Below are 25,238 nucleotides of genomic sequence, written 5' to 3'. Positions count from 1 at the left end.
GCCACCGCTTCAACTTCTTTCATGCAGGGACAGGGAAGACGCAGATGAAATGGTTCCGCTCGTTCCTCGCCGGCTCGCTGGCCTTCACCGCCGCGTGCGCGTCGGGACCCCAGACGAAGCCCTCCGTGCTTCCGGAGACGCCGGCCCCCTCGGCCGCGTCCGCCCAGAAGCCCGAGCAGGCCACGCCCGCGACGCAGCCGGCGCCGGCCGCCGCGCCGAAGGATGGCAGTGCCTCGGAGCTGTTTGCCGCGGCGCTCCAGGCCTACGAGGCGGGTGACCTCGACGGCGCGCGCCAGGGCTTCGAGAAGGCGCTTTCCAAGGACCCGCGCAGCCTCAACGCGCAGTTCAACCTGGGCGTCATCGCCGAGCGGCAGAACCGCATCGACGACGCGCGGGTGGCCTACGAGAAGGTGCTCCTCCTGGACCCGGGCCACGTGCCGTCCGCCGTCAACCTGGCGGTGATGCACCGCAACCAGGGCCACTCCGATGAGGCGATTGCGCTGCTCGACAAGGCGCTGAAGCAGCCGGGCCGCGAGTTCGATGCCTCGCTGCTCAACAGCCTGTCGATCACGTACCGCGTGGCGGGGAAGCTGAACGAGTCCGAGGCCGCCGCCCGCCGCGTGCTGGTGCGCAGCAAGGACAACCCGGAGGCGTACAAGAACCTGGCGCAGGTGGCCTATGCGCGTGGCCAGTTCCGGCTCGCGGAGTTGCTGGCCGGCACCGCCGTCAAGCACGCGGAGAAGGACCCGGCCATCTACAACCTGCTCGGGATGATCTACCTGAAGCTGGAGGACCGCCCGCGCGCGCTCGCCCAGTTCCAGAAGGCGGTGTCGCTCGACGAGAAGTTCTCTCCGGGCTACCTCAACCTCGGCGCCATGGCGCTGAGCTACCGCGACTACACGGGCGCCGAGCGCTCCTTCACCAAGGTGACGGAGCTCGAGCCCGACTCCGCGGAGGCGCGCCTCTACCTCGCGTGGGCGCTGGACGGACAGAAGGGGAAGGACCCGAAGAAGGGCCTGGCCGCCGGTGAGTCGTTCGAGAAGGTGCTCACCTCGCGCGCGGACCTGCCGGAGGCGGTGTGCGGCGCGGGCTGGGCGTATGCCGCGGACCGCGCGGGCTGGGAGAAGGCCATCGCCTTCCTCGACCGCTGCAAGGGCATGCAGTCCACGACGGACCAGGACCGCCAGATGATCACCGCCAAGGTGCAGGGCCTGCAGAACATGCTCAAGGCCCCGCCTCCCGAGGCCCCCGCCGCGGCTGGAGCCGAGGGCGAGAAGAAGAACGAGGCCACCGGCGGCGGTGGCTCCCTGCTGAACCAGCTGCCGCAGGAGCAGGGCGAGGCGCCTGCTGAAGGCGCCGCTCCTGTCGAAGGCGAGCCGAACGCCGGGGGCACCGCGCCCGCGGCCGAGGGTGCGTCACCGTCCGGTGACACCGCGGCTCCCGCTCCGGATGGGGCCCAGGCGCCCGCGAGCGCCGCGCCTGGCGCTCCGGCCCAGGGGGCGCCGAGCGCGGCCCCCGCGCCCACGCAGACGCCGTAGTGGACGGCAGTTGTGGCGGTCAGGAGGTGGAAGTTTTTTCCACCTGCCGGGCCGGCACGTGGCAGGCGGCAGGCAAGTTCCTTAGGATTCAGGGGCTTGGGGTTGGATCGCGCTGTGCAATAGACCCGCGGGAACCTGTTGGAAGACCCGCTGTCTCACCCGATGGAAGCGATTGGAGGCTGGGTATGAGGCGACTGGCATCGGTGGCGGTGGTGATGGGGCTGTGGGTGGCGCCGGCTGTGGCGGTGGCGCAGGACAACTCGAAGGACACGGTGAAGGTCATCCAGGAGGAGGACCGCACTGTCTTCCGCAAGAAGACGGTGATCGACTTCACCGATGTCGCGGTGGAGGGCGAGCTGACGAAGCCGGAAGGCTCGTACGTGCTCCACCGCAAGAAGTCGGACTTCCAGAGCCTCATCAAGGTCCGGGAGAACTTCGATCCGGAGTTGCAGAAGTCAGTCGATAACCTCTAGGGCGGCGGCGGTCGTTCCGTTTTCGGGAGCGGAAGGGAAGAAGGAAGAATCCTCATGGCGGCGGCGAAGAACAACGGCTTGACGCTTCGAATCACCGGGCCTGATGGCTCCACGGTCGAGGCCGTGTCTGAAGCGGAGAGCGTCATTGTGGGGTCGGGCGCCCAAGCGGCGGTGAAGATTCAGGATCCGCGGGTATCCAACCTCCACGTGATGCTCAAGGTGGACAAGGATGGCTCTGTCACGGCCATCGACCTCGGCAGCGAGAGCGGCACGGAGGTGAGGGGCCAGCGGCTGGTCCTCCCCACGGCGCTCACGCCCGGGGATGTCCTGAAGGTGGGTGGCACCCGGGTGGAGGTGCTCTTCGGAGCAGCCGAGCCCGTACGCAGCGCACCCGCGGGCGCGAAGGTGGCGGGACCGGCCTTCCAGGGCTCGTTCACACAGCGCGCCCCGGTGGCGGTGGCGGTGCCGGAGGTGGTGAAGCCACCCTCGGTGCAACCTCCGCCGCGCATGCCGGTGCCGATGCCGGTCTCCGGCAACCGCATGGAGGCGTCGGCATCCGGCGTCTCCGTGCGCACGGAGCGGCCGGTGACACCGGTGGTGCCCCCCGTGGCGCCTCCGGTGGCGAACAAGGTGGGCCCGGCGGCCCAGCAGGCCCGGACGGTGACTCCGGCGGCCACGGCGAAGGTGAAGCCGTCGCTGCCGCCGCACCTCCAGGAGCCCCTTCCCCCCGAGGCCATGCCGGCCCCCGAGGCGAAGGTGCTCCAGGTGGCCATGCTCTGGGGCGACCAGATGCTGGAGGTCCATCACGTCAAGGACGGCGTCCCCGTCACCATCGGCGAGGCGAAGAAGAACTTCTTCCACGTCTTCGAGCCGTCGGTGGGCAAGAGCCACGTGTTGGCGGTGAGCCGCGGCGACAAGCTGGAGGTGCGAGCCCCCGCGGGCGCGGGCCTCATCGTCACCAACCGGGGCGACGTGCGCTCCAAGGACGCGCTGCGTGCGGCGGGCGCGCTCACCGGTGCGTCGGCGGCCCAGGAGCAGGTGCTCACGCTCGGCCTGCATGACCGGGTGGAGGTGTCGATCGGCACGGTGTCCTTCGTGGCTCGCTACGTGCGGCCGTCGCCGGGCATCGCGGCCGTCTCGCTGGCCGAGGCGGACTTCACCTTCTTCAAGATTGCCAGCATCTGCCTGCTGGCGGGCCTGGCCGTCGTGCTCGCGATGACGCTCACGCCGCGCGCGGAGCACCCGGAGACGACGGACATCTTCCAGGACCAGCAGCGCGTCGCGAAGTTCCTCATCACCCCGGAGAAGAAGCTCGAGCAGAAGAAGCTCCAGCTCACCGGTGTGGAAGAGGGCGCGAAGGCGAAGGACGAAGAGGGCAAGTTCGGCAAGGAGGAGGCGAAGCAGGCGGAGGCCGCTCCTTCCAAGCCGGGCACGCCGGTGGTGGACAGGAACAAGAAGGAGAAGGACCGCCAGGTGGTGGGCAAGGTTGGCCTGCTGGGCGCGTTCAAGGGGCTGAAGGGCGGGGCCTCGGACGTGTTCGGCCCCGGCGGCTTCGGCACCGGCCTCAACAACGCGCTCGGTGGCCTCAAGGGCGGCGCGGCCATGGGTGACGCGCAGGGCGTCGGTGGCCTCGGCTCTCGTGGCGCGGGCACCGGCGGCGGCGGCACGGCGCTGGGCATCGGCGGTCTCGGTACGCAGGGCAATGGGCGCGGCGCGGGTGGCTCGGGTGGCATCGACCTGGGTGGCCGTGGCAAGTCCATCACCAAGGTCATCCCCGGCAAGACGACGGTGATTGGCGGCCTCGACAAGGACGTCATCGCCAAGGTCATCCGGCGCCACCAGGGGGAGATCAAGTACTGCTACGAGTCCGAGCTGAACAAGGACCCGAGCCTCGCCGGCAAGGTGGCGGTGGCCTTCACCATCGACCCCACGGGCGCGGTGTCGGACGCCAACGTCAGCGAGACGACGCTGAACAACTCCAAGGCGGAGCAGTGCATGATTTCCCGCATCCGCCGCTGGAAGTTCCCGGAGCCCAAGGGCGGCGGCGTGGTGTCGGTGACGTATCCCTGGCTCTTCTCGCCCGCCGGTGGCGGCGAGGGTGGCGAGGGGTAGTCCCGAGCACTGGCTCAGCAACGTAGATGTTCTCTAGTGGCGTGGACGAAGCGGTCCACGCCACTTTCATTTCCGCCCCTCGTTGCCGGAATGCGGGGGGCGTCATTAACGTCCAGCGCCGCTCCCGGGATGTACCGGGGGACGCGTGTCGGGAGGATTCGTGAAGAAGTCCCAGCTGATCGCCGCGCTTGCGCTGCTGTCGTCTCCGGCCCTGGCGGCCACGCCGCCGGAGGGGGTGGAGTACCAGCCGCGCCGCGGCTTCTTCACCGAGACGGACATCGGCGTGTTCTTCACCCTCGGTGGGGAGAACGTCTATTCGAACGCGCAGACGTACCTGCAGCTCGGGTTGGGGTACGACCTGACGGAGAAGCTGTCGCTGGGTGCGCACTTCGGCCTCGGCTCGTCCGCGCAGAACTGCTTCGCGGGCTACCTGCCGGGCACGGAGACGTGCGCGCTCTCCGACAACTTCACGATGACGTTCCTGGACCTCACGGCGGCGTACCACGTGAAGGTGATGAACCGGCTGTACCTGACGCCGAAGCTGGTGGCGGGCTACACGCGGTTGGACCCCGCGCCGGTGGACCCTGAAGCAGGAGACCCGGGCCGCGCCCTCAGCGCGCCGAACGCAGGCCTGGGCTTCGGCATCGAATACGCCACGGGCATGGACCACTTCTCCGTGGGCGCGGACCTGCTGGCCCGCTACGTCATCGGGCCCAACATCACCGCGTTCTCCATCTTCCCGAAGGTGAAGTACACGTTCTGAAGCCTCACAGGGGCCGCAGCGAGTCGATGGTGGCGCGGAAGAACTCGCCCTCGGCTTCGAAGCGCGGCCCTCCGAAGAACCAGCCCGCGCGCATCCTGCGCGGCACGGTGAGCCCCGAGAGGGTTTGCTCCTCCAGTATCTCGCAGCCGAACGGGTAGAGGCCGACGGCAGCTCCCGGAAGGGGCGCGCCCCAGCGCTGGAAGCTCACGCTCCGCAGTGCGCCGCCTTCACCCAGCTCCAGCCGGATGTCGAAGGGCTCCTGGTCGACGGTGAAGTGCGCCACGGTGGTGCGGGGCCCCTCGGCGGACCATGTGACGTGCGGGCCCACGAGCCAGGTTGGAACCATGGCGACCGCCTCGCCGGCCAGCCGGCCGCGCGCGGACCGGGCGATGTCCGGGCCATCGCCGCGCACCACCGGCAGAAGCCCGAGCAGCTTCCAGCGCATCTCTCCGCGCCCGTCGGCGTAGAGGTCATGGCCCACGATGGGCAGTCCCATCATCCGCGCGCGGGCCTTCCACAGCATGCCGTGGCTTGGAGCGTGGACCTGGGTGGCGTCGAAGGGGCACCAGCGCCCGCCCACCTTGAGCGTGCCGTGCATGGTGAAACGCGTGGTGCGCCACAGCGGCGTGCCGATGGCAATCGCGTGGGAGAGCCAGTCCCGGGCCGGCGGCGGGAGTCCGTCCATCATCTCGGGCCGGAAGCTCTCGCGCGGGGGCGTGTCCACCAGACGCCGTGCCACGTCGTCCTCATCGCGAGATAGCGCCGGGGCGGGGGAGAGGCGTTCGGTGAGGGTGGTGGTCATCAGGCTTCCTTCGCATGGGCGCCTGGCGCCTCGGGTCTCGGCGCGGTGCTCCAGAGCGACACATGGTCGTGCACGTAGTCGCGCACCGTGCGGCCTGGGCGTCCGAGCAACCGGGTGAGCGTCGGGTCCACCCGCGCGGCCTGGCCGGAGCGCAGTCCCGCATGGAGCACCGTCTGGACCAGCACCTGGGAGGCCGGCAGCCCTCGCCGTGCGAGGTGCAGCAGGTACCCGGGCATGCTGGCGGACTGGTAGCGCACGTGAATGCCGAGCGCCTCCGTGAGCGTTTCGGCGACCTCGAGGAAGGTGAAGTGCTCCGGGCCCGTGAGGGTATAGGCCCTGCTTGCGTGGGCCTTCGGTGCGGCGAACACGCGGGCCGCTACCTCGGCCACGTCGCGCACGTCGACGAACGCGACGCTGCCACTGCCCGCCGGGACGTAGATGCGCCCGTCCTCCACGATGTCGCGCCGGTAAGCGTCCCCCAGGTTCTGCGCGAAGAAGCCGGGCCGCAGCAGCGTCCAGCCCGTCCGCGACTGCTCCAGGTGCCGCTCCACGGCGTGATGGGGGAGGAGCTTGTTCGTGTCCGCGCCCGCCACCGAGAGGAAGACGAGGTGACGGATGCCACCCGCCACGGCCATGTCCACCAGTCGGTTGAGCGTGGACTTCACGTCGGAGAGCGCCGCAGGGCGCAGCAGGAACAGGGCATCGCAGCCCGCCAGCGCGGGCTGGAATGTGCGCGCATCCAGGAAGTCCAGCGCGACGACATCCGCCTCCGGACCGAGCACTCCGCGAGCACGCTCCACCGAGCGGTCCGCCGCTCGCGCCGCGATTCCCCGCGCGGCGAGGGCGCGCAGCACCTCACGTCCCACGGTGCCGAGCGCTCCGGTGACGAGGACCCTGGAGCAGGGAAGCTCACTGTCGCGCTGCTCACCGGGCGATGAAGGGAGCTTGTCGTCCATGGCGGTGCTCCTGGAGCTCCTTGAGGATGAAGTCGGCGACGTCCGCGCGAGCCACGAAGGCTCCCGGCGGGGTCAAGGTGCTCACCCGGTATCTGCCAGTCTTCGGTCCCTGGGTCAGCTGGGAGGGACGCACCGCTGTCCAGTCCAGGCTGCTGGCCCGCAGTGCATCCAGCTCGCGCTGTTTGTCCGCGACAATCCGCCCTCCGAAAAGTCGGCCCACCCGCGAGGCCAGGCGCCCGATGAAGTCCTTCGCGTCGCCCGGCATGTCCACATGCGAACCCGAGACGTAGACGTAGCGCCGGGGTCCCTCGGCCTCCAGCACCTCGCGGACGACACTGCTGACGTGGCTGCATGCCTGCGGGTCGTCACGGCCGGGACCCACCGCGCTCACCACCGCGTCCACGCCGTGCACCAGCTCGCGGATGTGCGCGGGGTCTTCCGCATCCCCGGTCAGCACGGTGAGGCGCGGATGGGAATCACTGAGGGCCTCGGGCCTGCGCACGAGGACGCGCACTTCATGGCCCGCGGCGAGCGCCTGGGAGACCAGTTGACGCCCCGTTCGGCCGCTCGCTCCCAGCACCGCGATTCGCATGCACGCCTCCTGGCGTCACGCGATTGCACGAGACGCGCCGAGGCCACCCGCTCCTGGGGCAGGACACACGCGCAGACCTCGCGGACGCAGGACTTGCGCGTGAGACGGCTGCCTGCGCAAGCCCTTCGCATGGACTCAGGCCCCGGCCAGCCGTCCTCCGTCGATGGCAAGCGTGGCTCCGGTGATGAACGACGCCGCGTCGGAGCAGAGCCACGCCACGGTCCTCGCGACCTCCTCCGGAGCGCCAATCCGCCCCATGGGGACCGCGCGGACGATGGGCGCGCGCCGCTCCTCCGGAAGCGCCTGGATGCGGTCGGTGAGGATGGGCCCCGGCGCGACGGCGTTGATGCGGATGCCCCGGTCCGCGTAGTCGAGCGCCGCGGACTTCGTCAGGCCGAGCACCGCGTGCTTCGTCGCGCTGTAGCCCGCCATGCCGCGCACGCCGTTGACTCCGGCGGTGGAGGACATGTTGACGATGGCGCCCCCGCCACCCGAGGCCAGCATGGCGTTGATTTCATGCTTCATGGCCACGAAGAACCCGCGCAGGTTCACCGCGTACGAGCGGTCCAGGTCATCCACGGAGAGGGTCGCCAGGGGACCTGGCATGTGTCCGTCCGCGGCGTTGTTGAAGGCGCAGTCCAGCCGGCCGAACCGGGACACCGTCTGTTTCACCAGTGCCTCCACGGAAGCGGCGTCACCCAGGTCCGTCCGGATGGCGAGCGCCGTGCCTCCACTCCGGCCCAGCTCCTCCGCGAGCACCCGCAGCGCGTCCTCGCTCCGGGCCGCCAGGACGACGGAGGCCCCCTCCGCGGCGAACGCACGTGCGGTCGCCGCGCCGATGCCCCGGCTCGCGCCCAGGACGATGGCGACCTTTCCCTCCAGCAAGCGCGAGCCGCTCATGACGCCACCTCGCGCTTCACGAGGGCGCCGCCCACGAGCGCCCAGCCCACGGCCAGGAGCACATGCCGGCTCCAGGAGAGCTGCAGCCAACGGTGGCCTCGCTCGGCCAGTGATGCGTCGTAGGGGCCCTCCGAGGCCGCGGCCGCCAGCGAGGTGATCTCCGGGACGAAGAACAGCCCCGATAGGAGCCACGTCAGCACGTAGACGCCCAGGGCCCCGGCCAGCAGCTTCCTCCGCTCGGGCGAGCGCCAGTTGAGCACGAGGGACGCCACCAGCGCGGCGAGCAGCGCCGCCTGGAGGGGAATCCAGAAGGCCATCGACTTCGCGGACTGACTGCCGATCAACGTCAGGGATGCAGGCGGGGACTCGAACCAGGCAGGCATCACGAACAGGGACTGGTTGATGCCGGCACCGAGGACCAGCCCGAACAGCAGGCTGCAGAGCAGCAGGATGTACAGCGAGCGTCGCTTCATCATGGGGGACCTCCAGGGACGCGAGCGCCGCGTCCCCCACCATGATGGGGAGATGGTTGAATCACTTCAATGATTGGACAGGTTAAATTATGTTAAGCCCCTACGCCACGGCGCGCCGGCGCCACCGCATCGGGGCGGAGGACGCCACGGCTTCCTCCCTCAGCCAGGCGAGCGTCGTCAGCCGGTGCTCGTCGAGGATGCGCCGCGTGGTGACGCGGTCCGGGTAGCACCGCATGAACATGTTCGTGAAGTGCGTGCCGTAGTGGATGAACTCCTCGCTCGGAGGCCCCAGCAGCGGGCGGACGCACGTGTTGAAGGCCGGCTCGTGGAAGTAGGCCATCGAGTAGCGCTCCCGCGTGTTGAGCCGGACCTTGTGCGGCGTGGAGAGCAGCTGGCCGTGGGTAATGAATTGCAGGATGTCACCGGGGAACACGGTGAGCACCTTCGGCACCGGCTTGACGAAGGTCCACGGCTCCTCATTCTCATACATGCCGGCGGAGCTCTCCGTGGCCAGCCAGTTCCGGTTCCGCTTCTCGCCCTCCACCGGCGGACGGACCCACAGGCCGCCCACGTCATCCTGCGCGGCGATGACCAGCAGCCCGTAGTCGGTATGGGCGCCAATGCCTCGCGCCGGCCTAGACGACAGCGCTGGGAAACGCAGCACGCGCATGTGGTGCCAGCCGTCGCGCGTCAGCCGCGTCAGCGCGTCGATCTCCAGCCCCAGTCCCAGCGCAGTGAGCTCCAGCAGGCGCTCTCCGACGGAGCCCAATTCATCGGTGAAGGCCTTCATGCTCAGGCGATAGTCCTCGTCGGGCCAGGGCGCCGGTCCGTGACACGGCCACCGCCCGTGCACGCGCGCGTCTTCCAGCGACACGTCCTTGCAGACGGTGAAGATCTCCGAGGAGTCGGCCTCGCCCGCCGTGACTTCCTCACCGGACGCGATGTAGCCGCTATAGGTCAATTCACTGACGCAGCGGGCCTTGGCTTCCAATGGCATCCGGAAGAAGCGGCGGCTCGCTTCGAACGCGCGCCCGGTCTTCCCATCCTGCTCGGCGCTCATGGCGACCTGGAAGATGCCGTCGCGTCTCCACGCGCGAATCATCTGGTCCGCCAATTCAATATCAGAGGGCTGCCCGGAGACGGACTCCGGCAGGCGAAACGTCTGCAAGTCACTCATGGAGGGGGCTCTCGACTGCCGTTGCGGGCCGGGGGTAGCCCGTCAGAGCGGCGCGTCTGGGTCGCCTCCGAGAGGACGTCGAGTGACAAAGACTCGGAACGGAGGAATAAACAGCCAGACTGTCGAGAACCTAAAACTCGGGGCGAACAGACGTCAACCTGCCCTCCGGGGAGGGGTGTGCTGTCTGGGTTGTGATTCAGGCGAAAAAGAGAGCGATTGGGTGGCCGGAGCCTCGAAAGCACATGGGAGCCGGCCGGTGCTGAACCGGGCGGCTCCCATGGCTACATCGAGGCTCGGAAACGGAGTTGGCTCAGGCGGCCTTCCGCTCGAAGGAGCCGCGCTCGGTGTAGTCGCGCTTCAGGCCATTCACCGAGACTTCGATGCCGGCGCCGCCCGTCTTGGCGTCCACGCCGATACCCAGCTCCTTGTCCGTGAAGGTGCCCCAGCTGCCCTTGGTGTCGACCTTCACGCCGTCCAGGGCGTTACCGAAGTCACCGTGCAGGAGGCGGCCGGCCACCGTCTGGACTTCCTTGCCGCTCAGGCCGCTCAGCTCGAAGTCGCCCTTGACGCCGACGTCGCCCGCGTCGCCGGTCAGCTCGCCCTTGATGGTGGTCTCCGCAGCGCCCGCGAAGGCAGCCGTGGTGGGGCTGGCGGCGAAGGCGGCCCAGTCACCGACCTTGGCCGAGTCGAGCGGAATCTTCGTCTCCACGGCAATCTTGCCCTTCACCTCGCCGGACACGCCGGAGAAGGCCTGGAGCGAGTCGTTGATGGGATTGCCCTGGGCATCCGTGCCGGTCTGCTTCCCGAGCTTGCCGAACAGCTCGACGCTGGCCTCGGCCTTGCCGGACACCTCGAGCTCGGTGGTGCGGACCAGGGCCTTGGGCTTGCCGTTCTCGAACTCCAGCTTGTAGCTGGACGAGGCCGCCGCGCCGGCGGAGGCACCGGCGGAAGCACCCGCGCCGACCTCGCCGCCGAAGGACGCGTCCACGCTGGCGTCGACGCCGGCCTTTATCTCCACGGACGAGAGGTTCTTCTGCAGGAAGGCCAGGTCATCCGGACGCGGCGCGAGCGCGGCGCCGAGCACCGGGTTCGCGGCGGTGGCACCCGCGCCGGCGAGGATGAGCGCGCCCTTCTTGGCGTCCTCGGCGTTGTCGAACTTGTACTCCACCTTGCCACCCGCGGTGACATGCGCCGCGGCGCCCGCGCCCAGGCCCACGCCCGCGCCGGCCTCGCCGGAGACGACGTACTTGCCGTCCTTCTCGCGCTTGATCTCGAACGCACCCTTGAGCTCGACGTCCAGCTCCAGGGCCAGGCCGACCTTGCCGCTCAGCTTCATGCTGTCGCCGGGGCCCAGGTCCTTGATCTTCCCGTCAAGGCCGGTGGCCTTGTCGATGCCGTCCAGCGCGGCGTCGTGCACCTTCTGCTGCAGCCCGTCGGCGAGCTGGAGGCCCTCCTTCGCCGCGAACTTCACCGCGTCGAAGGCCGCCTTGCCGCCGGCCTCGGCCACGTCACCGACCAGGTCGAGCGTCTTCTTCTGCGCGTCGATGGCCACCTCGGCCGCGCCCAGGGCGAAGCGGCCCCCCGCCTTGGCGGCGGACGTCGCCACGTCGGCGCCGGCCTTGAGCAGGTCCACCTGCGCCCGGACGCCCTTGCCCGTGAGGTCGACGGCGGTCTTCACGCCCGTCTTCGCCACGTCGAAGCCGTCCTTGACGACGTTGGTGCCGGCATTGCCCACGGCCTTGGCGCCGTTGCCGACAACCTGCGCGCCCTTCTTCACGACGTCGACGGGGTTCGGAAGCTTCGGCTTCGGCAGCTCGATCTTGGGAAGGCTGATCTTCGGAAATCCGATTCCCATGGGGCGTGTCCTCGGGGGGAGAGGGGGTGGTCCAGACGGACCGTTCTCCTGACTCCCGCATTATCGGAATTACCCTGCACCGGTTGCGTTGTGCGGCTCGTTTTCTCTGGGAGTGAGACTCGCCTGCTGCAACGCCGGAAAAATCCAGCGAGTCGCGCGAACCGCCAGACGCACGAAGGGCCCGCTCCCAGGTGGGAACGGGCCCTTCTTGTGACAGCGTCAGCTCACCGGAGCGACTACTCGCCCGCGGCGCGCTCCTCGCGCTTGCGGTCGCGCTCGGCGCGGTAGCGCTCGCCCACGGCCAGCGCCTTCTTGCGCATGCGCACGGACTTGGGCGTCACCTCGACCAGCTCGTCGTCGGCAATCCACTCCAGGGCCTTCTCCAGCCCCATCTCGCGCGGCGGGACGAGGATGACGTTCTCGTCGCGGCCGGCGGCGCGGATGTTGGTGAGCTTCTTCTCGCGGCAGCAGTTGACGTTCAGCTCCGAGGGGTGGGCGTGCTCGCCGATGATCATCCCCTCGTACACGGTGGTGCCGGCGCCCACGAAGAGGTACCCGCGCTCCTGGATGCTGAACAGCGCGTAGGGCACGGTGTCGCCCAGGCGGTCGGAGACCATGGCGCCGTTCTGACGCTTCGGGATGTAGCCGAACCACGGCTCGTACCCGTCGAACTGGCTGCTCATGATGCCCTCACCGCGCGTAATCGTGAGGAACTCCGAGCGGAAGCCGATGAGGCCACGGGCGGGGATGCGGAACTGGAGACGGGTGCGCCCCGAGCCCAGGCTCGCCATGTCCTTCATGCGGCCCTTGCGGGGCCCCAGGCGCTCCGTCACCGCGCCCACGCTGCCCTCTGGCACGTCGCAGAAGAGCAGCTCCATGGGCTCGTGGACGACGCCGTCGATGGTCTTCGTGATCGGCTCCGGGTTGGAGGCCGTCAGCTCGTAGCCCTCGCGGCGCATGTTCTCGATGATGACGGCCAGGGCGAGCTCGCCACGGCCCACCACGCGGAACGCGTCAGGCGTCTCGGTGTCCTCCACGCGGACGGCCACGTTGCGGTAGGACTCGCGGTAGAGGCGCTCACGCAGGTTGCGGGAGGTGACGAACTTGCCCTCCTTGCCCGCGAGCGGCCCGTCGTTGACCTTGAAGATCATCATCATCGTGGGCTCGTCCACGGTGATGCGGGGCAGGGCCACCGGCTTCTCGGGGTCACCGATGGTGTCGCCGATGGAGACTTCCTCGATGCCGGCGATGGAGACGATTTCGCCCGGGCCCGCGTCCGCGATCTCCACGCGCTTGAGGCCGGAGAAGCCGTACAGCTTGACGATCTTGCCAGGCTGGACCTTGCCCCCCTCGCGCACGACTGAGACGGGCATGTTGGGGGTCAGCCGGCCTGCCTGCACGCGGCCCACGGCGAGACGGCCCACATAGTCGTCGTAGTCCAGGTTGGCCACGAGCAGCTGCGGGGTCTTCTCCTCCGAGGCGGGCGGAGGCGGGATGTGGCGGATGATGGCGTCGAACAGCGGCTCCAGCGTCTTGCCCGGCACATCCAACTGCGTGGAGGCCTGGCCCTGACGCGCCACCGTGTAGAGGACGGGCATCTCCAGCTGCTTATCGTCCGCGCCCAGGTCGATATAGAGCGAGTAGACAAGATCGAGCACCTCGGGCGCGCGAGCGTCCTGGCGGTCGATCTTGTTGATGACGAGCACGGTCTTCAGGCCCATGGCCAGGGCCTTGGTGAGCACGAAGCGCGTCTGGGGCAGGGGACCTTCGGCGGCGTCAACCAGCAGGACGACGCCATCCACGAGGCGCAGACCTCGCTCCACCTCACCACCGAAGTCGGCGTGACCCGGGGTGTCGATGATGTTGATCTGCATGCCCTTGTAGCTGACCGCTGTGTTCTTCGCGAGAATGGTGATGCCCTTCTCGCGCTCGAGGTCGTTGGAGTCCATCACCCGTTCGGCGACGTGCTCGTTGCTACGGAAGGTGCCCGCCTGCCGCAGCAGGTGATCGACGAGCGTGGTCTTGCCATGGTCAACGTGAGCGACGATGGCGATGTTACGGATGTTTTCGCGAGGAATCATACGGACCGAACTGTGATGAAGGTGGGGGAACGCCCGAAACGCCCGGGGCTTCCGAACCCCACTGGAACCCGGAAGGCGGGCGCTTATATGCCGCGAGTGCGTCTCCTGCAATGAGCGCGGACGCCCACCAGCCGGGCTGCCGGTGTCCGCCCCCTGGAAACGTGGGCTTCGCGCTCCCGACCTTCAACGTCTGAACCGTGCCATTTCTCCCACACCGGGGCCGTCACCCGGCCGTCACGAAGCTCAGGAGCCAGAGGGGAGAACCGCCGCCGGCCCGGGCGCTGGGGACGGGGCCTGCGCCTCCAGAGGCGCGGGATGCGGGCTGGCGGACGTGCGCACGCCCAGCCGCTCGCGGAGGAAGCGCTCCACTCGTACCTCCACCTGCCCGGGTGCCTCCAGTGGGGCGGTGTGGGTGCCCTCGGGGATGAGCATCAGCTCCGCGCCCGGAATCTGGGCGGCCATCTTCCGGGAAATCCACCCGGGGGTGAATCGGTCGCGCTCTCCGGCGACGACGAGCGTGGGCACGTCCACGTGGGCCAGGTGGTCCCACGCGTTGTGCTCGGACAGCGAGTCCAGCGTGCGCACGAAGACGACGGGGTCCATCCGGGCCAGGTGGTCGAAGTAGGGGGCCAGGTCGTTGCGGGCGATGCGCTCGCGGTTCATCTCCAGGCTGATGGCGAGCTGCACGGTGAGCTCCGTGCGGAGCGCGGCGTGGATGAGGCGCGCGGACTGCTGCGGGTAGCGCTCCACCACCTGCTGGATGACCGGGAACAGGCGCTTGAGGACGGTGGAGTCGTGGAAGGTGTCCAGCGGGTTGCCGTAGCTGCCGCACACCAGGACGAGCCCGCTCACGCGGCTGGCGTAGCGGCGGTGGAACTCCAGCGCCACCTGGACGCCCATGGAGTGGCCGAAGACGACGGCCCGCTCCAGGCCCGCGGCGTCCATGACGCGCCGCAGGTCATCGCACGTGTACAGCATGCCGATGCGCGTGCGGTCATCGGGGATTCCGGAGCGGCCATGGCCCCGGTAGTGCCAGCGCAGCACGCGGTGGTGCCGCGCGAGGAAGGGGGACAGGTACTTCCAGGCGAAGCCGTCACAGCCCAGGCCGTCGCACAGCACCATGCCCGGCAGGCCGTCACCGGTGGCCTGGTAGTACAGCTCCGCGCCGTCCGGCACGCGCAGCCGGTCCTGGTGGAAGTAGAGCGCCTCGGGACTCATGCCTCGTTCACCTCGGCCTCGTCCTCCGGCAGGCCCTTGTCCAGGCCGTAGCGCGCAATCTTGAGGATGAGGTTGGAGCGGCTGATGCCCAACTCGCGCGCCAGCCGGCTCTTGTTGTAGCGGGTGCGCAAGAGGCCCTGCTGAATCATCTCCCGCTCCAGCGCCTCCACCGCCTCGTGCAGCTTGCCGTGCGCGCGCGGGGGGATGAACGGCCCTCCGCCGGGCACCACCGCGTCGCGGATGCGGCTGGAGATGAGCTCGGCGGGGATGGTCTCCAAGTCGCCACCCAGTACCAACAGTCGCTCGATTTCATTCTCCAGCTCGCGGATGTTGCCCGGCCACGAGTAGGCCCCGAGGATGGCCAGCGCCTCCGCGGCCAGGCCGCGCGCGCGCTGTCCCTCGCGGTGGTGCTTGCGCAGGAAGTGGTCGATGAGGACGGGCATGTCGTCGCGGCGCTCGCGCAGGGGCGGCAGCTGCAGGCGGATGACGTTGATGCGGTAGAAGAGGTCCTCGCGGAACTCGCTCCGCTTCACCAGCTCGCTCAAGTCCTTGTGCGTGGCGGCGATGACGCGGACGTTGACCTCCTTGAGCTGGGTGCCGCCCACGGGCAGGAACGTCCCCTCCTGCAGCACGCGCAGCAGCTTGACCTGGAGCGCGGGGGACATGTCGCCCACCTCGTCCAGGAAGAAGGTGCCGCCGTCGGCGACCTCGAACAGGCCCTTCTTGTCCCGCAGCGCGCCGGTGAACGAGCCGCGCGTGTGGCCGAAGAGGGCGCTCTCCAGGAGGTTGTCGTTGAAGGCGGAGCAGTTCTGCACCACGAAGGGCATGTCCTTGCGCGGGCCGTTGTGGTGGATGGCGCGGGCCACCAGCTCCTTGCCGGTGCCGGACTCGCCGTTGATGAGGACGGTGGAGTCGGAGTTGGCCACCTTCTCCATCAACCGGAACACCTCCATCATCGGCCCGGAGCGCCCGATGATCTTCTCGAAGCGGTAGCGGTCGCTCTGGTCGGACGAGAGCGACTGCAGCGGGTCGTCCCGGCGCGCCAGCTCCACCTCGTGGTTGGCGATCTCCGTCACCGCGAACTCGAGCAGGTCGGACAGCTTGCTCAGCTCGGAGCCGTCCAGCACCGGCACGCGGTCCTCGGCGCGGTCCAGGTCCGAGTGGGGCGGGGCGAACTGGAGCATCTTCGCCTTGAGCACCTCCGCGTCGCGCGCGGTGAGGGGCTGGCGGGCGAAACCTTCGACGAAGAGGAAGCCTTCGTACTCGTTGTTGATGTAGAGCGGGGCGCCGACGATGGTGAAGTTGAGGTGGCAGTCATGAAAGAGCGCGCGGCGCAGCTTCCTCCCCGCCTTGAACTTCTCGTGCAGTACCTTCACCGACTGGCCGCAGCGCCGCAGTCCCTCCTTGGAGGAAAGCGACATGCGGCAGAAGTCATTCGGCGGCGGGACGATTTCGCCGCGCTGCCAGTCATGCACGACGCCGTGCCTGTCCGCCCACGAGAGCTCCACCTGCCACCACTTGCGGATGACATCTCTCAGCATGATGATGGTGTGCAGGCCCAGGTGCTTCTCGAAGTCCATCCCTACCTCCGTGCGCCCCCTCGCTCGGGGCTGGGGACACCGGGTCGCCGGAACTCGAATCCTCGTCCCTCATACCCCATGAACGGGCTTTATCCGCACCCCTCTCTCCCGTGACTACTTCCACTCACACGCGCGGTGGATCCGGGCATGGCCACGAGCATGAGCACGGCGAAGGGCATGACCACTCGCACCACCACCATCATGGGCATGGGCACGGTCATGGGCACGGCCCCCGGAAGGGGAGCCTGGCTGAGGAGCGGCGGAAGGACCGGAGCCGGCTCCTCTTCGCGCTGATTCTGACGGCCACCATCGCGCTGGCGGAGGCGGTGGGAGGCTGGCTGACGAACTCGCTGGCCCTCATGTCCGACGCGGGCCACATGCTGACGGACGTGTCCGCGCTGGGTCTGAGCCTGGTGGCCCTCTGGTTCGCGGGCAAGCCGGCGGACGTGAAGAAGACGTACGGCTACTACCGGATGGAGATCCTCAGCGCGCTGCTCAACGGCGTCATGCTGCTGGCCATTACCGGCTTCATCCTGGTGGAGGCGTACGAGCGCTTCAGCGCCCCGGCGGCGGTGAACCTGAAGCCCATGGCGCTGGTGGCCACGGTGGGCCTGCTGGCGAACCTGGGCGCGCTGGGCTTCCTGCACCGCACGCACTCCATGAACGTGCGAGGCGCGTTCCTCCACGTGCTGGGGGACACGCTGTCGTCGGTGGGCGTGCTCATCGGCGCGGGCATCATGTGGTTCACCGGCTGGTACGTGGTGGACCCCATCATCTCGGTGGTCATCTCCGTGGTCATCGTGGTGGGCGCGGTGCGGCTGGTGCGCGACGCGGTGGACGTGCTGATGGAAGCGGTGCCCGCGCACGTGGACATGGCCCACATCAAGGAGCTGATGCTGAAGGTGAACGGCGTGACGGCCGTGCACGACTTGCACGTGTGGACCATCTCCAGCGGCGTCTACGCGCTGTCGGCGCACCTCGTGGTGCAGGACCCCATGGTCTGCAACAACGACGAGATTCTCTCGGCGGTGAAGCACGACCTGTACGACCGCTTCGGCATCGACCACACCACCATCCAGATCGAGAGCGAGACCTACGCCCACATGGGCGAGGTCCACTGAGGCGACAGCCCCCTCGGTCGCCCGGGACCCCGGCCGCGGCCACCCTCGCGGGCAGGCGCCCGTAGCGGAACGGACGCTCCCAGCCGGTTCGTCTTGCGCGTGTGGGACAGGCGGACAATCCTCCGCGGCCCATGAGCGTGCTGGACAAGGTGCTGTCGTTGCGGCCGGGGAACACGGTGGCCCGGGTGGGCGCCGGCTCGCGCATTCCGTTGCTGAACCCGCGTGAGCTGCTGCGCGCCCTGGAGCGCGCGCCGGTGGCGCTGCCATGCCTGCCGGTGCAGGCGAAGGGCGCGCTGCCGGGCCTGCTGCGCGCGGCGCGAGCGGAGGACGCGGTGCTGGGGCTGGCGTGCCCGCACCCGCTGGCGGACCGGGGCGCGGCGGAGCGCTTCGTCGCGGCCGTGCACGAGGCGGCCGTGGAGGCCGAGCACTCGCGGCCCCTGTTCCTCCAGGCCGGCCCGGTGCGCATCTCCCGGGTGGACGGGGACGCGCTGGGGCCGCTGCAAGAGGGCCTGTTCCGCGTGGTGGACGCCGGCTTCACGCTGGTGTCGTTGGACCTGTCCCGTCTGGACTCCTACGCGGCCGTGGAGGCGCTGAACGTGCTGGCGGGCCCGGTGTCGGAGCGGGAGCTGTCGCTGGAGCTGACGGCCCCGGCCTCCTCCTCCGGCGCGGACCCGCTGGACGCGTACCGGACGCTGCTGGAGGGACTGCGGCAGTGGAAGGTGCCGGTGCGTTTCGTCCGCGTGACGGAAGCCGCGCTGGGTGAGAGCGAGCCGGACGTGGCGCTGCTGCGGCGGCTGGTGGACCTGGCCTCGGACTACGATGCGGTGGTGACGGTGGGGGAGGTCGTCGCCGGTGTCCCGCACGCGCTGCCCACCTATGTCGCGGCCGGCGTGCGCAAGGTGGACTGCGTGGGCGCCTTCGAGCGGCTCGCCATGGGCGCCTGGCCTCCGGAGACCCGGGCCAGCGTGGAGGAGAAGTCCGCGGCCGCCGGGCTGCCCCCGGGAGAGCTGCTCAGCGTCCTGGAGGAGCAACTGCCCCCGTTGACGCAAGTCGCGCGGGACAGGCTGGAGGCCCTGTCCTTCGCGGAGGCGGCGGAGGTGCTCTCCGCCCTGGGCGCCACGCGCTCGGGTGGGACGTCCATGCGCTTCCTGGCGCAGAACCGGGGCGATTAGCCCCGGGCCGGTGTAGAAGCCTTCCCCATGCGAATCGTGGCAGGGACCGCGAAGGGCCGCGCGCTGACCGGCCCCAAGCCAACGTCGACGCACATCCGTCCCACGGCGGACCGCGTCCGGGAAACCATCTTCAACATGCTGGGCCAGTTCCTGGACGGCCAGGCGGTGCTGGACCTCTACGCCGGCACCGGGGCGCTGGGGCTGGAGGCCCTGTCGCGCGGCGCCGGGCGGGCGGTGCTGGTGGACCAGGACCGCGAGGCCCAGGCCCTCTGCCGCGAGAACACGGACCACCTGGGCTTCACCTCCCAAGTGGAGCTGCTCGCGCAGCCGGCGTCCCGGGCGCTGGAGGCGCTGGGCCGGCGGGGAGAGCGCTTCGAGCTCATCTTCGCGGACCCGCCCTACGCGGCGCGGGTGGTGGAGACGGTGCTGGACGGGGTGGTGGGGGCGGGGGTGCTGGCGCCCTCCGGCATGGTGGTGGTGGAGCACGACAAGCGGGAGGCCGCGCCGGAGGCCCATGGCGGGCTTACCCGGGAAGACCAGCGCCGCTTCGGGGACACCCTGGTGAGCTTCTACCGGGCCCCCTGACCATTCCTTGACCGGCCCGATGGGGCGTCCGAGACTCCCTGTTGCATGCCGGTCGCCATCTATCCTGGTTCGTTCGATCCGCTCACCAACGGGCACCTGAGCCTCATCCAGCGCAGCCTGAAGATGTTCGATCGGCTCATCGTCGCCATCGCGGTGAACCCGAAGAAGACGCCCCTCTTCACCGAGGACGAGCGCCGCCAGCTCATCCAGGACGCGTGCGGCAATGACCCGCGCGTGGAGGTGGACGCCTTCCACGGGCTGCTGGTGGACTACGTGCGGCGGCGCAACGCCGGCGTCATTGTCCGCGGCCTGCGGGCGGTGTCCGACTTCGAATACGAGTTCCAGCTCGCCAACATGAACCGGAAGCTGGCACCCGACATCGAGACCGTCTTCATGATGACGGGCGAGGACTACTTCTACATCTCCTCGCAGCTCGTCCGGGAGGTGGCGTCCTTCGGCGGCGACGTGACGGGGCTCGTCCCCGACAACGTGAACAAGAAGCTGAAGGAGAAGTTCGCCGGCAAGACGTAGCCCGTCTCTCCACTTGTGGGGCCGGGCGCTCCCGCGCTACGCAGAAGGGCATGAAACTCGCCCGCCGGCTCCAGGCCATCAAGCCGTCCCCGACGCTCGCTCTCAACTCGCGCGCCAAGGCACTCGCCGCCCAGGGGGTGGACGTGGTGGTGCTGGCGGCGGGAGAGCCCGACTTCGACACGCCCGACTACGTGAAGCAGGCCGCGGTGGACGCCATCCGCGCGGGCTTCACCAAGTACACCGCCACCAACGGCATCCCCGAGCTGCGCGAGGCCATCTGCCGCAAGCTCGAGCGCGACAACGGGCTGCGCTACACGCCGGAGCAGGTGCTGGTGACGTCCGGTGGCAAGCAGGCGCTCTACAACTTCTGCCAGGCGGCGCTGGACGAGGGCGACGAGGTCATCATCTTCGCCCCCTACTGGGTGAGCTACCCGGACATGGTGCGGCTGGCGGGCGCCACCCCCGTCATCGTTCCCACGCGCGAGGAGGACGGCTTCGCGCCGGACCCGGACGCCATCCGCCGCGCGCTCACCCCGCGCACGCGCGCCGTCATCATCAACAGCCCCGGCAACCCCACCGGCGCCGTCTACTCGCGCGCCGCGCTGCAGGGCATCGCCGACGTGTTGCGCCCCCACGACTGCTTCATCATCTCGGACGACATCTACGAGAAGCTCCTCTACACCGACGAGCGCCTGGGCATCAGCGACGTGGCGCCGGACCTGGTGCCCCGGCTGGTGGTCACCAACGCCCTCAGCAAGTCCCACGCGATGACGGGCTGGCGCATGGGCTACGTGGCGGGGCCCCGGCCGCTGGTGGCCGCCATGCAGTTGGTGCAGGACCAGTCCACGTCCAACGCCTCGTCCATCGGCCAGAAGGCGGCGCTCGCCGCGCTCAACGGGCCGCCGGACACCGTCGCCGCCATGGCCGCGGAGTACCGCGTGCGCAGGGACATGTTCGTCGGCGGCCTCAACGCGCTGGACGGCATCAAGTGCCGCATGCCGGAGGGCGCCTTCTATGCGTTCGCGGACGTGCGTGGCCTGTATGGCCGCGACTTCAAGGGCAAGCCGGTGACGGGCTCCATGCAGCTGTCGGAAATCCTGCTCGACGAGTTCCGCGTCGCCGCCGTGCCCGGAGACCCGTTCGGCGCCGAGGGCTACATCCGCATGAGCTTCGCCACCTCGCGCGAAGTCCTGCAGAAGGGCCTGGTGCGGCTGGGCGAACTGGTCAAGGCCCTGCGCTAGTCCGTGTACGCGAAGGCGCGGAACTCGTCGCGGTAGGGACGGTAGATGAAGACGGCGGGGTGGCCGGAGAGGTTGCCCACCGCGAACCACAGGTCCTTCTCGTTGCGCAGGTCCAACGCCAGCCGCGCGGGGGCCTTGCCGTACTTCTTCTCCATCTCCGCGAGCGGCAGCACCTCGATGTCGTAGAGCGTGATGAGGTCCGTGCGCTTGAGCCGGAGCTGCTTCACCCACGCCATCACCAGCTCCTCCGGCGTGGCGTAGCGCTTGTCCTCAAGCTGGAACGGATAGAACAGCTCGTTGGACACGCTCCGGACGTCACCGGTAATCAGGCTCTGGAAGAGAAAGCGGGAGTCCTCCTGGATGTCCCGGCGGATGCGCTCCTCGCGGGGCAGCTCGGGGAAGGGCGTCTCGTCCATGGGCCGCTTGGGCAGGTCCGGCGGGAGGGCAAGCGAGGGGCCTTGCGGCATGGGCGTGGGAGCCGGCTTCGTGGGAGCCGGTGCCGCGGGCGTGGGCGCGGCCGGCGCGGGAGCGGGAGCGGGAGCCTGCTCCGTGGGCGCGGGCGTGGGAGTGGCGGGAGCCTGGGCGAGGGCGGGGGACGCGAAGGAGAAGAACAGGGCCAGGGACCAGCGGCGCATGGAGCCTCCGAAAGGGGCGGAGCGTAGCAGACGGCGCCGAACGGGTCCGGAGTCCATGCGAGCGGACAGCCGCGAATACAGTCCGTGCATGTCGCGGCGGAGGTTGGTATGGGGGCGGCCCGATGCCTAAACGTACCGATATCCGCAAGGTTCTGGTGATTGGCTCGGGCCCGATTGTCATCGGGCAGGCCGTCGAGTTCGACTACTCCGGTACACAAGCCATCAAGGCGCTCCGGGACGAAGGCGTGGAGGTGGTGCTGCTCAACAGCAACCCCGCCACGGTGATGACGGACCCGGAGTTCGCCCACCGCACGTACATCGAACCCATCACCGTGGACGCGGCGGAGCGCATCCTCGCCGCCGAACGGCCGGACTCGCTCCTGCCGACGATGGGCGGCCAGACGGCGCTCAACCTGGCCAAGGCGCTGGCGGAGCAGGGCATCCTCGAGAAGTACAACGTGCGCCTGATTGGTGCCTCGCTCGAGGCCATCAACAAGGCCGAGGACCGGCAGCTCTTCAAGGCGGCCATGCAGAAGATCGGCGTCGCGCTGCCCAAGAGCGGCTACGCGACGACGCTGGCCCAGGCCATGGCGCTGGTGGAGGAAATTGGCTTCCCCTCCATCATCCGCCCCTCCTTCACGCTCGGCGGCACCGGCGGCGGCATCGCCTACAACCGCGACGAGTTCGAGGCCATCTGCCGCTCCGGCCTGAAGGCGAGCCCCACCTCCACCATTCTCGTGGAGGAGAGCGTGCTCGGCTGGAAGGAGTACGAGCTGGAGGTGGTCCGGGACTCGGCGGACAACGTCATCATCGTCTGCTCCATCGAGAACCTGGACCCGATGGGCGTGCACACCGGTGACTCCATCACCGTGGCACCCGCGCAGACGCTGACGGACCGCGAGTACCAGCGCATGCGGCAGGCGTCGCTGGCCATCATCCGCGAGATTGGCGTCGACACGGGTGGCTCCAACATCCAGTTCGGCATCCACCCGGACGACGGCCGCATGGTCGTCATCGAGATGAACCCGCGCGTGTCGCGCTCCAGCGCGCTGGCGTCGAAGGCGACGGGCTACCCCATCGCCAAGGTCGCCGCGAAGCTGGCGCTGGGCTACACGCTGGACGAATTGCGCAACGACATCACCCGCGACACGCCGGCCTCCTTCGAGCCGACGCTGGACTACGTGGTCGTCAAAGTCCCGCGCTTCAACTTCGAGAAGTTCCCGCACGCGGACCGCACGCTGACCACGAGCATGCGCTCGGTGGGCGAGGTGATGGCCATCGGCCGCACCTTCCCCGAGGCGTACATGAAGGCCCTGCGCTCCATGGAGCTGGGCCGCGTGGGACTGGAGTCGCCGGACCTGCCCTCGGAGAAGGAGGAGCGGGAGAAGGTGCTGCGCGAGGCCCTGCGCGTGCCGCGCCCGGAGCGCCCGTGGTTCGTGGCGCAGGCGTTCCGCGAGGGGATGACGGTGGAGGGGGTGCACGCGCTCTCCAACATCGACCCGTGGTTCCTGCGCTACATCGAGATGCTGGTGCGCGAGGGACAGACCCTCCAGGAGTACGGCCGGCTGGACCAACTCCCGGACGACGTGCTGCGGCAGGCGAAGGCGCACGGCTTCTCCGACAAGTACCTGGGCCGGCTGCTCGGCTACCCGGAGGAGGAGGTGCGGGCGCACCGGCACTCGCGCAACATCCGCCCCGTCTTCAAGCGGGTGGACACCTGCGCCGCCGAGTTCGAGGCGTACACGCCCTACCTGTACTCCACCTACGAGGAGGAGGACGAGGCGCCTCCGACGGACCGGCAGAAGGTCCTCATCCTCGGCAGCGGCCCCATCCGCATCGGCCAGGGCATCGAGTTCGACTACGCGTGCGTGCACGCGGCCTTCGCGCTGCGCGAGGCCGGGTACGAGACGGTGATGGTCAACTGCAACCCGGAGACGGTGTCCACGGACTACGACACGTCCGACCGCCTCTACTTCGAGCCGCTGACGATTGAGGACGTGCTCGAGGTGTCGCAGCGCGAGAAGCCGGTGGGCGCCATCGTGCAGTTCGGTGGCCAGACGCCGCTGCGCCTGTCGGTGCCGCTGGAGAAGGCCGGCCTGCCAATCCTGGGCACGCCGCCGGACGCCATCGACCGGGCGGAGGACCGCGAGCGGTTCTCGAAGCTCATCGAGAAGCTGGGCCTGACGCAACCGGAGAACGGGGTGGCGCGCAGCCACGCCGAAGCCTTCAAGGTCGCCGAGCGCATCGGCTACCCGGTGATGGTGCGGCCCTCGTATGTGCTGGGCGGCCGGGCGATGGAGACGGTCTACGACCAGTCCAGCCTGGAGCGGTACATGCGCGAGGCGGTGAGCGCGTCGCCCGAGCACCCGGTGCTCATCGACCGCTTCCTGAAGGACGCCATCGAGGTGGACCTTGACCTGGTGGCGGACCGCACCGGCGCGGTGATGATTGGCGGCGTGCTGGAGCACATCCAGGAGGCCGGCGTGCACTCCGGTGACGCGGCGGCGACGCTGCCTCCGCACTCGCTGTCGCCGGACCTGGTGGAGCGGATGAAGGACCAGGCCATTGCCCTGGCGCGCGAGCTGGGCGTGGTGGGCCTGATGAACGTGCAGTTCGCCATCCAGGGGAAGACCATCTACATCCTGGAAGTGAATCCGCGCGCGAGCCGCACGGTGCCGTTCATCTCCAAGGCCACGGGCGTGGCGATGGCGAAGATTGCCGCGCTGTGCATGGTGGGCAAGACGCTGCAGGAGCTGGGCGCGACGCACGAGCCCGAGTTCAAGCACGTGGCGGTGAAGGAGAGCGTGTTCCCCTTCGCGCGCTTCGCGGGCGTGGACGTCATCCTCGGGCCGGAGATGAAGTCGACGGGCGAGGTGATGGGCCTGGCGGACGACTACGCGTCGGCCTTCGCCAAGAGCCAGCTCGCCGCCGGGGTGCGCCTGCCGAAGAGCGGCAAGGTGTTCATCTCCGTGAAGGACGACGACAAGCCCGCGGTGGTGGACCTGGCGCGGCGGCTGCGGAACATGGGCTTCTCGCTCATCGTCACCGCCGGCACGAGCAAGTACCTGTCGACGAAGGGCATCGAAGCGCAGGTGGTGCAGAAGGTGAAGGAGGGCCGGCCGAACATCGTCGACAAGATTGTCGACGGGGAGATCGTGCTGGTCATCAACACCACCTTCGGCAAGCAGGAGATCTCCGACAGCTTCTCCATCCGCCGCGAGGCGCTGATGCACTCGGTGCCGTACTACACGACGGTGCAGGCGGCGCGCATGGCGGTGGGCGCGCTGGAGGCCCTCAAGCGCACGGACCTGTCCGTGAAACCGCTCCAGGAGTACCTGGGCATCACCGGCGGCAAGGTGACGGGCGCGGCCAAGGGTGGGAAGCGGTAGTAGCCGGCGCCACCCGGTGAAGTGACGCGCGCGGCCCTGCTCCT

21 protein-coding genes are annotated in these 25,238 nt (G+C 69.2%); 10 read left to right on the top strand and 11 right to left on the bottom strand.

Translation table 11 applies throughout. From position 1 onward, the window contains the following. Positions 1-44 precede the first annotated feature (44 nt). The 4 genes from G4D86_RS03180 to cglE all read left to right on the top strand — a co-directional run bounded on the left by G4D86_RS03180 (position 45) and on the right by cglE (position 4,886). The gene (locus tag G4D86_RS03180; protein ID WP_240360007.1) at positions 45-1,538 is read left to right on the top strand and encodes a tetratricopeptide repeat protein; all 1,494 of its coding nucleotides are present in this window, start codon (positions 45-47) and stop codon (positions 1,536-1,538) included. A 185-nt stretch (positions 1,539-1,723) separates the two neighbouring features. Continuing rightward, the gene (locus G4D86_RS03175; RefSeq protein ID WP_163989187.1) at positions 1,724-2,011 is read left to right on the top strand and encodes a hypothetical protein; all 288 of its coding nucleotides are present in this window, start codon (positions 1,724-1,726) and stop codon (positions 2,009-2,011) included. Positions 2,012-2,065: 54 nt separating this feature from the next. Then, positions 2,066-4,123, top strand: coding sequence for a TonB family protein (locus G4D86_RS03170; protein ID WP_163989185.1), 2,058 nt, complete (start codon positions 2,066-2,068; stop codon positions 4,121-4,123). A gap of 160 nt (positions 4,124-4,283) precedes the next feature. After that, entirely contained in the window at positions 4,284-4,886 is a 603-nt protein-coding gene (gene cglE, locus G4D86_RS03165) for an adventurous gliding motility protein CglE (RefSeq protein ID WP_163989183.1), read from the top strand. A gap of 4 nt (positions 4,887-4,890) precedes the next feature. On the opposite strand, the gene G4D86_RS03160 is transcribed toward cglE, so the two are convergent. The 10 genes from G4D86_RS03160 to G4D86_RS03115 form a co-directional block, all read right to left on the bottom strand. Beyond that, positions 4,891-5,688: a DUF6544 family protein gene (locus tag G4D86_RS03160; RefSeq protein WP_163989181.1), complete on the bottom strand. Its 798-nt coding sequence runs from the start codon at positions 5,686-5,688 to the stop codon at positions 4,891-4,893. Continuing rightward, the gene (locus tag G4D86_RS03155) at positions 5,688-6,644 is read right to left on the bottom strand and encodes an NAD(P)H-binding protein (protein ID WP_163989179.1); all 957 of its coding nucleotides are present in this window, start codon (positions 6,642-6,644) and stop codon (positions 5,688-5,690) included. Before G4D86_RS03155 ends, G4D86_RS03160 begins: the two co-directional genes overlap by 1 nt. After that, complete coding sequence (locus tag G4D86_RS03150) at positions 6,613-7,236, bottom strand: NAD(P)-dependent oxidoreductase (protein WP_163989177.1); 624 nt, start codon at positions 7,234-7,236, stop codon at positions 6,613-6,615. Before G4D86_RS03150 ends, G4D86_RS03155 begins: the two co-directional genes overlap by 32 nt. A 135-nt stretch (positions 7,237-7,371) precedes the next feature. Continuing rightward, positions 7,372-8,136 (bottom strand): SDR family NAD(P)-dependent oxidoreductase, encoded by a 765-nt coding sequence (locus G4D86_RS03145; RefSeq protein WP_163989175.1) that lies wholly within the window; start codon positions 8,134-8,136, stop codon positions 7,372-7,374. After that, positions 8,133-8,612, bottom strand: coding sequence for a DUF1772 domain-containing protein (locus tag G4D86_RS03140; RefSeq protein ID WP_163989173.1), 480 nt, complete (start codon positions 8,610-8,612; stop codon positions 8,133-8,135). The genes G4D86_RS03145 and G4D86_RS03140 overlap by 4 nt, the downstream gene beginning before the upstream one ends. Before the next feature lie 97 nt (positions 8,613-8,709). Beyond that, entirely contained in the window at positions 8,710-9,786 is a 1,077-nt protein-coding gene (locus G4D86_RS03135; protein WP_163989172.1) for an isopenicillin N synthase family oxygenase, read from the bottom strand. Between the two features lie 310 nt (positions 9,787-10,096). After that, positions 10,097-11,641, bottom strand: a complete 1,545-nt coding sequence (locus G4D86_RS03130; RefSeq protein ID WP_163989170.1) for a hypothetical protein — start codon at positions 11,639-11,641, stop codon at positions 10,097-10,099. Positions 11,642-11,877: 236 nt separating this feature from the next. Continuing rightward, positions 11,878-13,722: a translational GTPase TypA gene (gene typA, locus G4D86_RS03125; RefSeq protein WP_163989167.1), complete on the bottom strand. Its 1,845-nt coding sequence runs from the start codon at positions 13,720-13,722 to the stop codon at positions 11,878-11,880. Between the two features lie 243 nt (positions 13,723-13,965). Continuing rightward, positions 13,966-14,940, bottom strand: coding sequence for an alpha/beta fold hydrolase (locus tag G4D86_RS03120; RefSeq protein ID WP_163989165.1), 975 nt, complete (start codon positions 14,938-14,940; stop codon positions 13,966-13,968). Continuing rightward, entirely contained in the window at positions 14,937-16,520 is a 1,584-nt protein-coding gene (locus G4D86_RS03115) for a sigma 54-interacting transcriptional regulator (protein ID WP_163989163.1), read from the bottom strand. Before G4D86_RS03115 ends, G4D86_RS03120 begins: the two co-directional genes overlap by 4 nt. 110 nt (positions 16,521-16,630) lie before the next feature. Between G4D86_RS03115 and G4D86_RS03110 the strand changes: the two genes are divergently transcribed. The 5 genes from G4D86_RS03110 to G4D86_RS03090 all read left to right on the top strand — a co-directional run bounded on the left by G4D86_RS03110 (position 16,631) and on the right by G4D86_RS03090 (position 21,170). Further along, positions 16,631-17,641: a cation diffusion facilitator family transporter gene (locus G4D86_RS03110; RefSeq protein WP_163989161.1), complete on the top strand. Its 1,011-nt coding sequence runs from the start codon at positions 16,631-16,633 to the stop codon at positions 17,639-17,641. A gap of 131 nt (positions 17,642-17,772) precedes the next feature. Then, the gene (locus G4D86_RS03105; protein ID WP_163989160.1) at positions 17,773-18,813 is read left to right on the top strand and encodes a hypothetical protein; all 1,041 of its coding nucleotides are present in this window, start codon (positions 17,773-17,775) and stop codon (positions 18,811-18,813) included. Positions 18,814-18,840: 27 nt separating this feature from the next. Beyond that, positions 18,841-19,398, top strand: coding sequence for a 16S rRNA (guanine(966)-N(2))-methyltransferase RsmD (gene rsmD, locus G4D86_RS03100; protein WP_163989158.1), 558 nt, complete (start codon positions 18,841-18,843; stop codon positions 19,396-19,398). A gap of 45 nt (positions 19,399-19,443) precedes the next feature. Continuing rightward, positions 19,444-19,929: a pantetheine-phosphate adenylyltransferase gene (gene coaD, locus G4D86_RS03095; RefSeq protein ID WP_163989156.1), complete on the top strand. Its 486-nt coding sequence runs from the start codon at positions 19,444-19,446 to the stop codon at positions 19,927-19,929. Between the two features lie 50 nt (positions 19,930-19,979). Continuing rightward, the gene (locus tag G4D86_RS03090; protein WP_163989154.1) at positions 19,980-21,170 is read left to right on the top strand and encodes a pyridoxal phosphate-dependent aminotransferase; all 1,191 of its coding nucleotides are present in this window, start codon (positions 19,980-19,982) and stop codon (positions 21,168-21,170) included. Here G4D86_RS03090 and G4D86_RS03085 read toward each other — a convergent pair. After that, a complete protein-coding gene (locus G4D86_RS03085; RefSeq protein ID WP_163989152.1) occupies positions 21,167-21,805 on the bottom strand; it encodes a hypothetical protein in 639 nt (212 codons plus the stop codon). The two genes, G4D86_RS03090 and G4D86_RS03085, sit on opposite strands and share 4 nt — an antisense overlap. Before the next feature lie 122 nt (positions 21,806-21,927). On the opposite strand from G4D86_RS03085, the gene carB reads away from it, so the two are divergent. Next, entirely contained in the window at positions 21,928-25,194 is a 3,267-nt protein-coding gene (gene carB / locus G4D86_RS03080; protein WP_163989150.1) for a carbamoyl-phosphate synthase large subunit, read from the top strand. Positions 25,195-25,238 lie beyond the last annotated feature (44 nt).

Origin of the sequence: Pyxidicoccus caerfyrddinensis (genome assembly GCF_010894405.1) — a bacterium.
Taxonomy (GTDB): Bacteria; Myxococcota; Myxococcia; order Myxococcales; family Myxococcaceae; genus Myxococcus; species Myxococcus caerfyrddinensis.
This window is presented reverse-complemented; position numbering and strand designations above follow the sequence as displayed.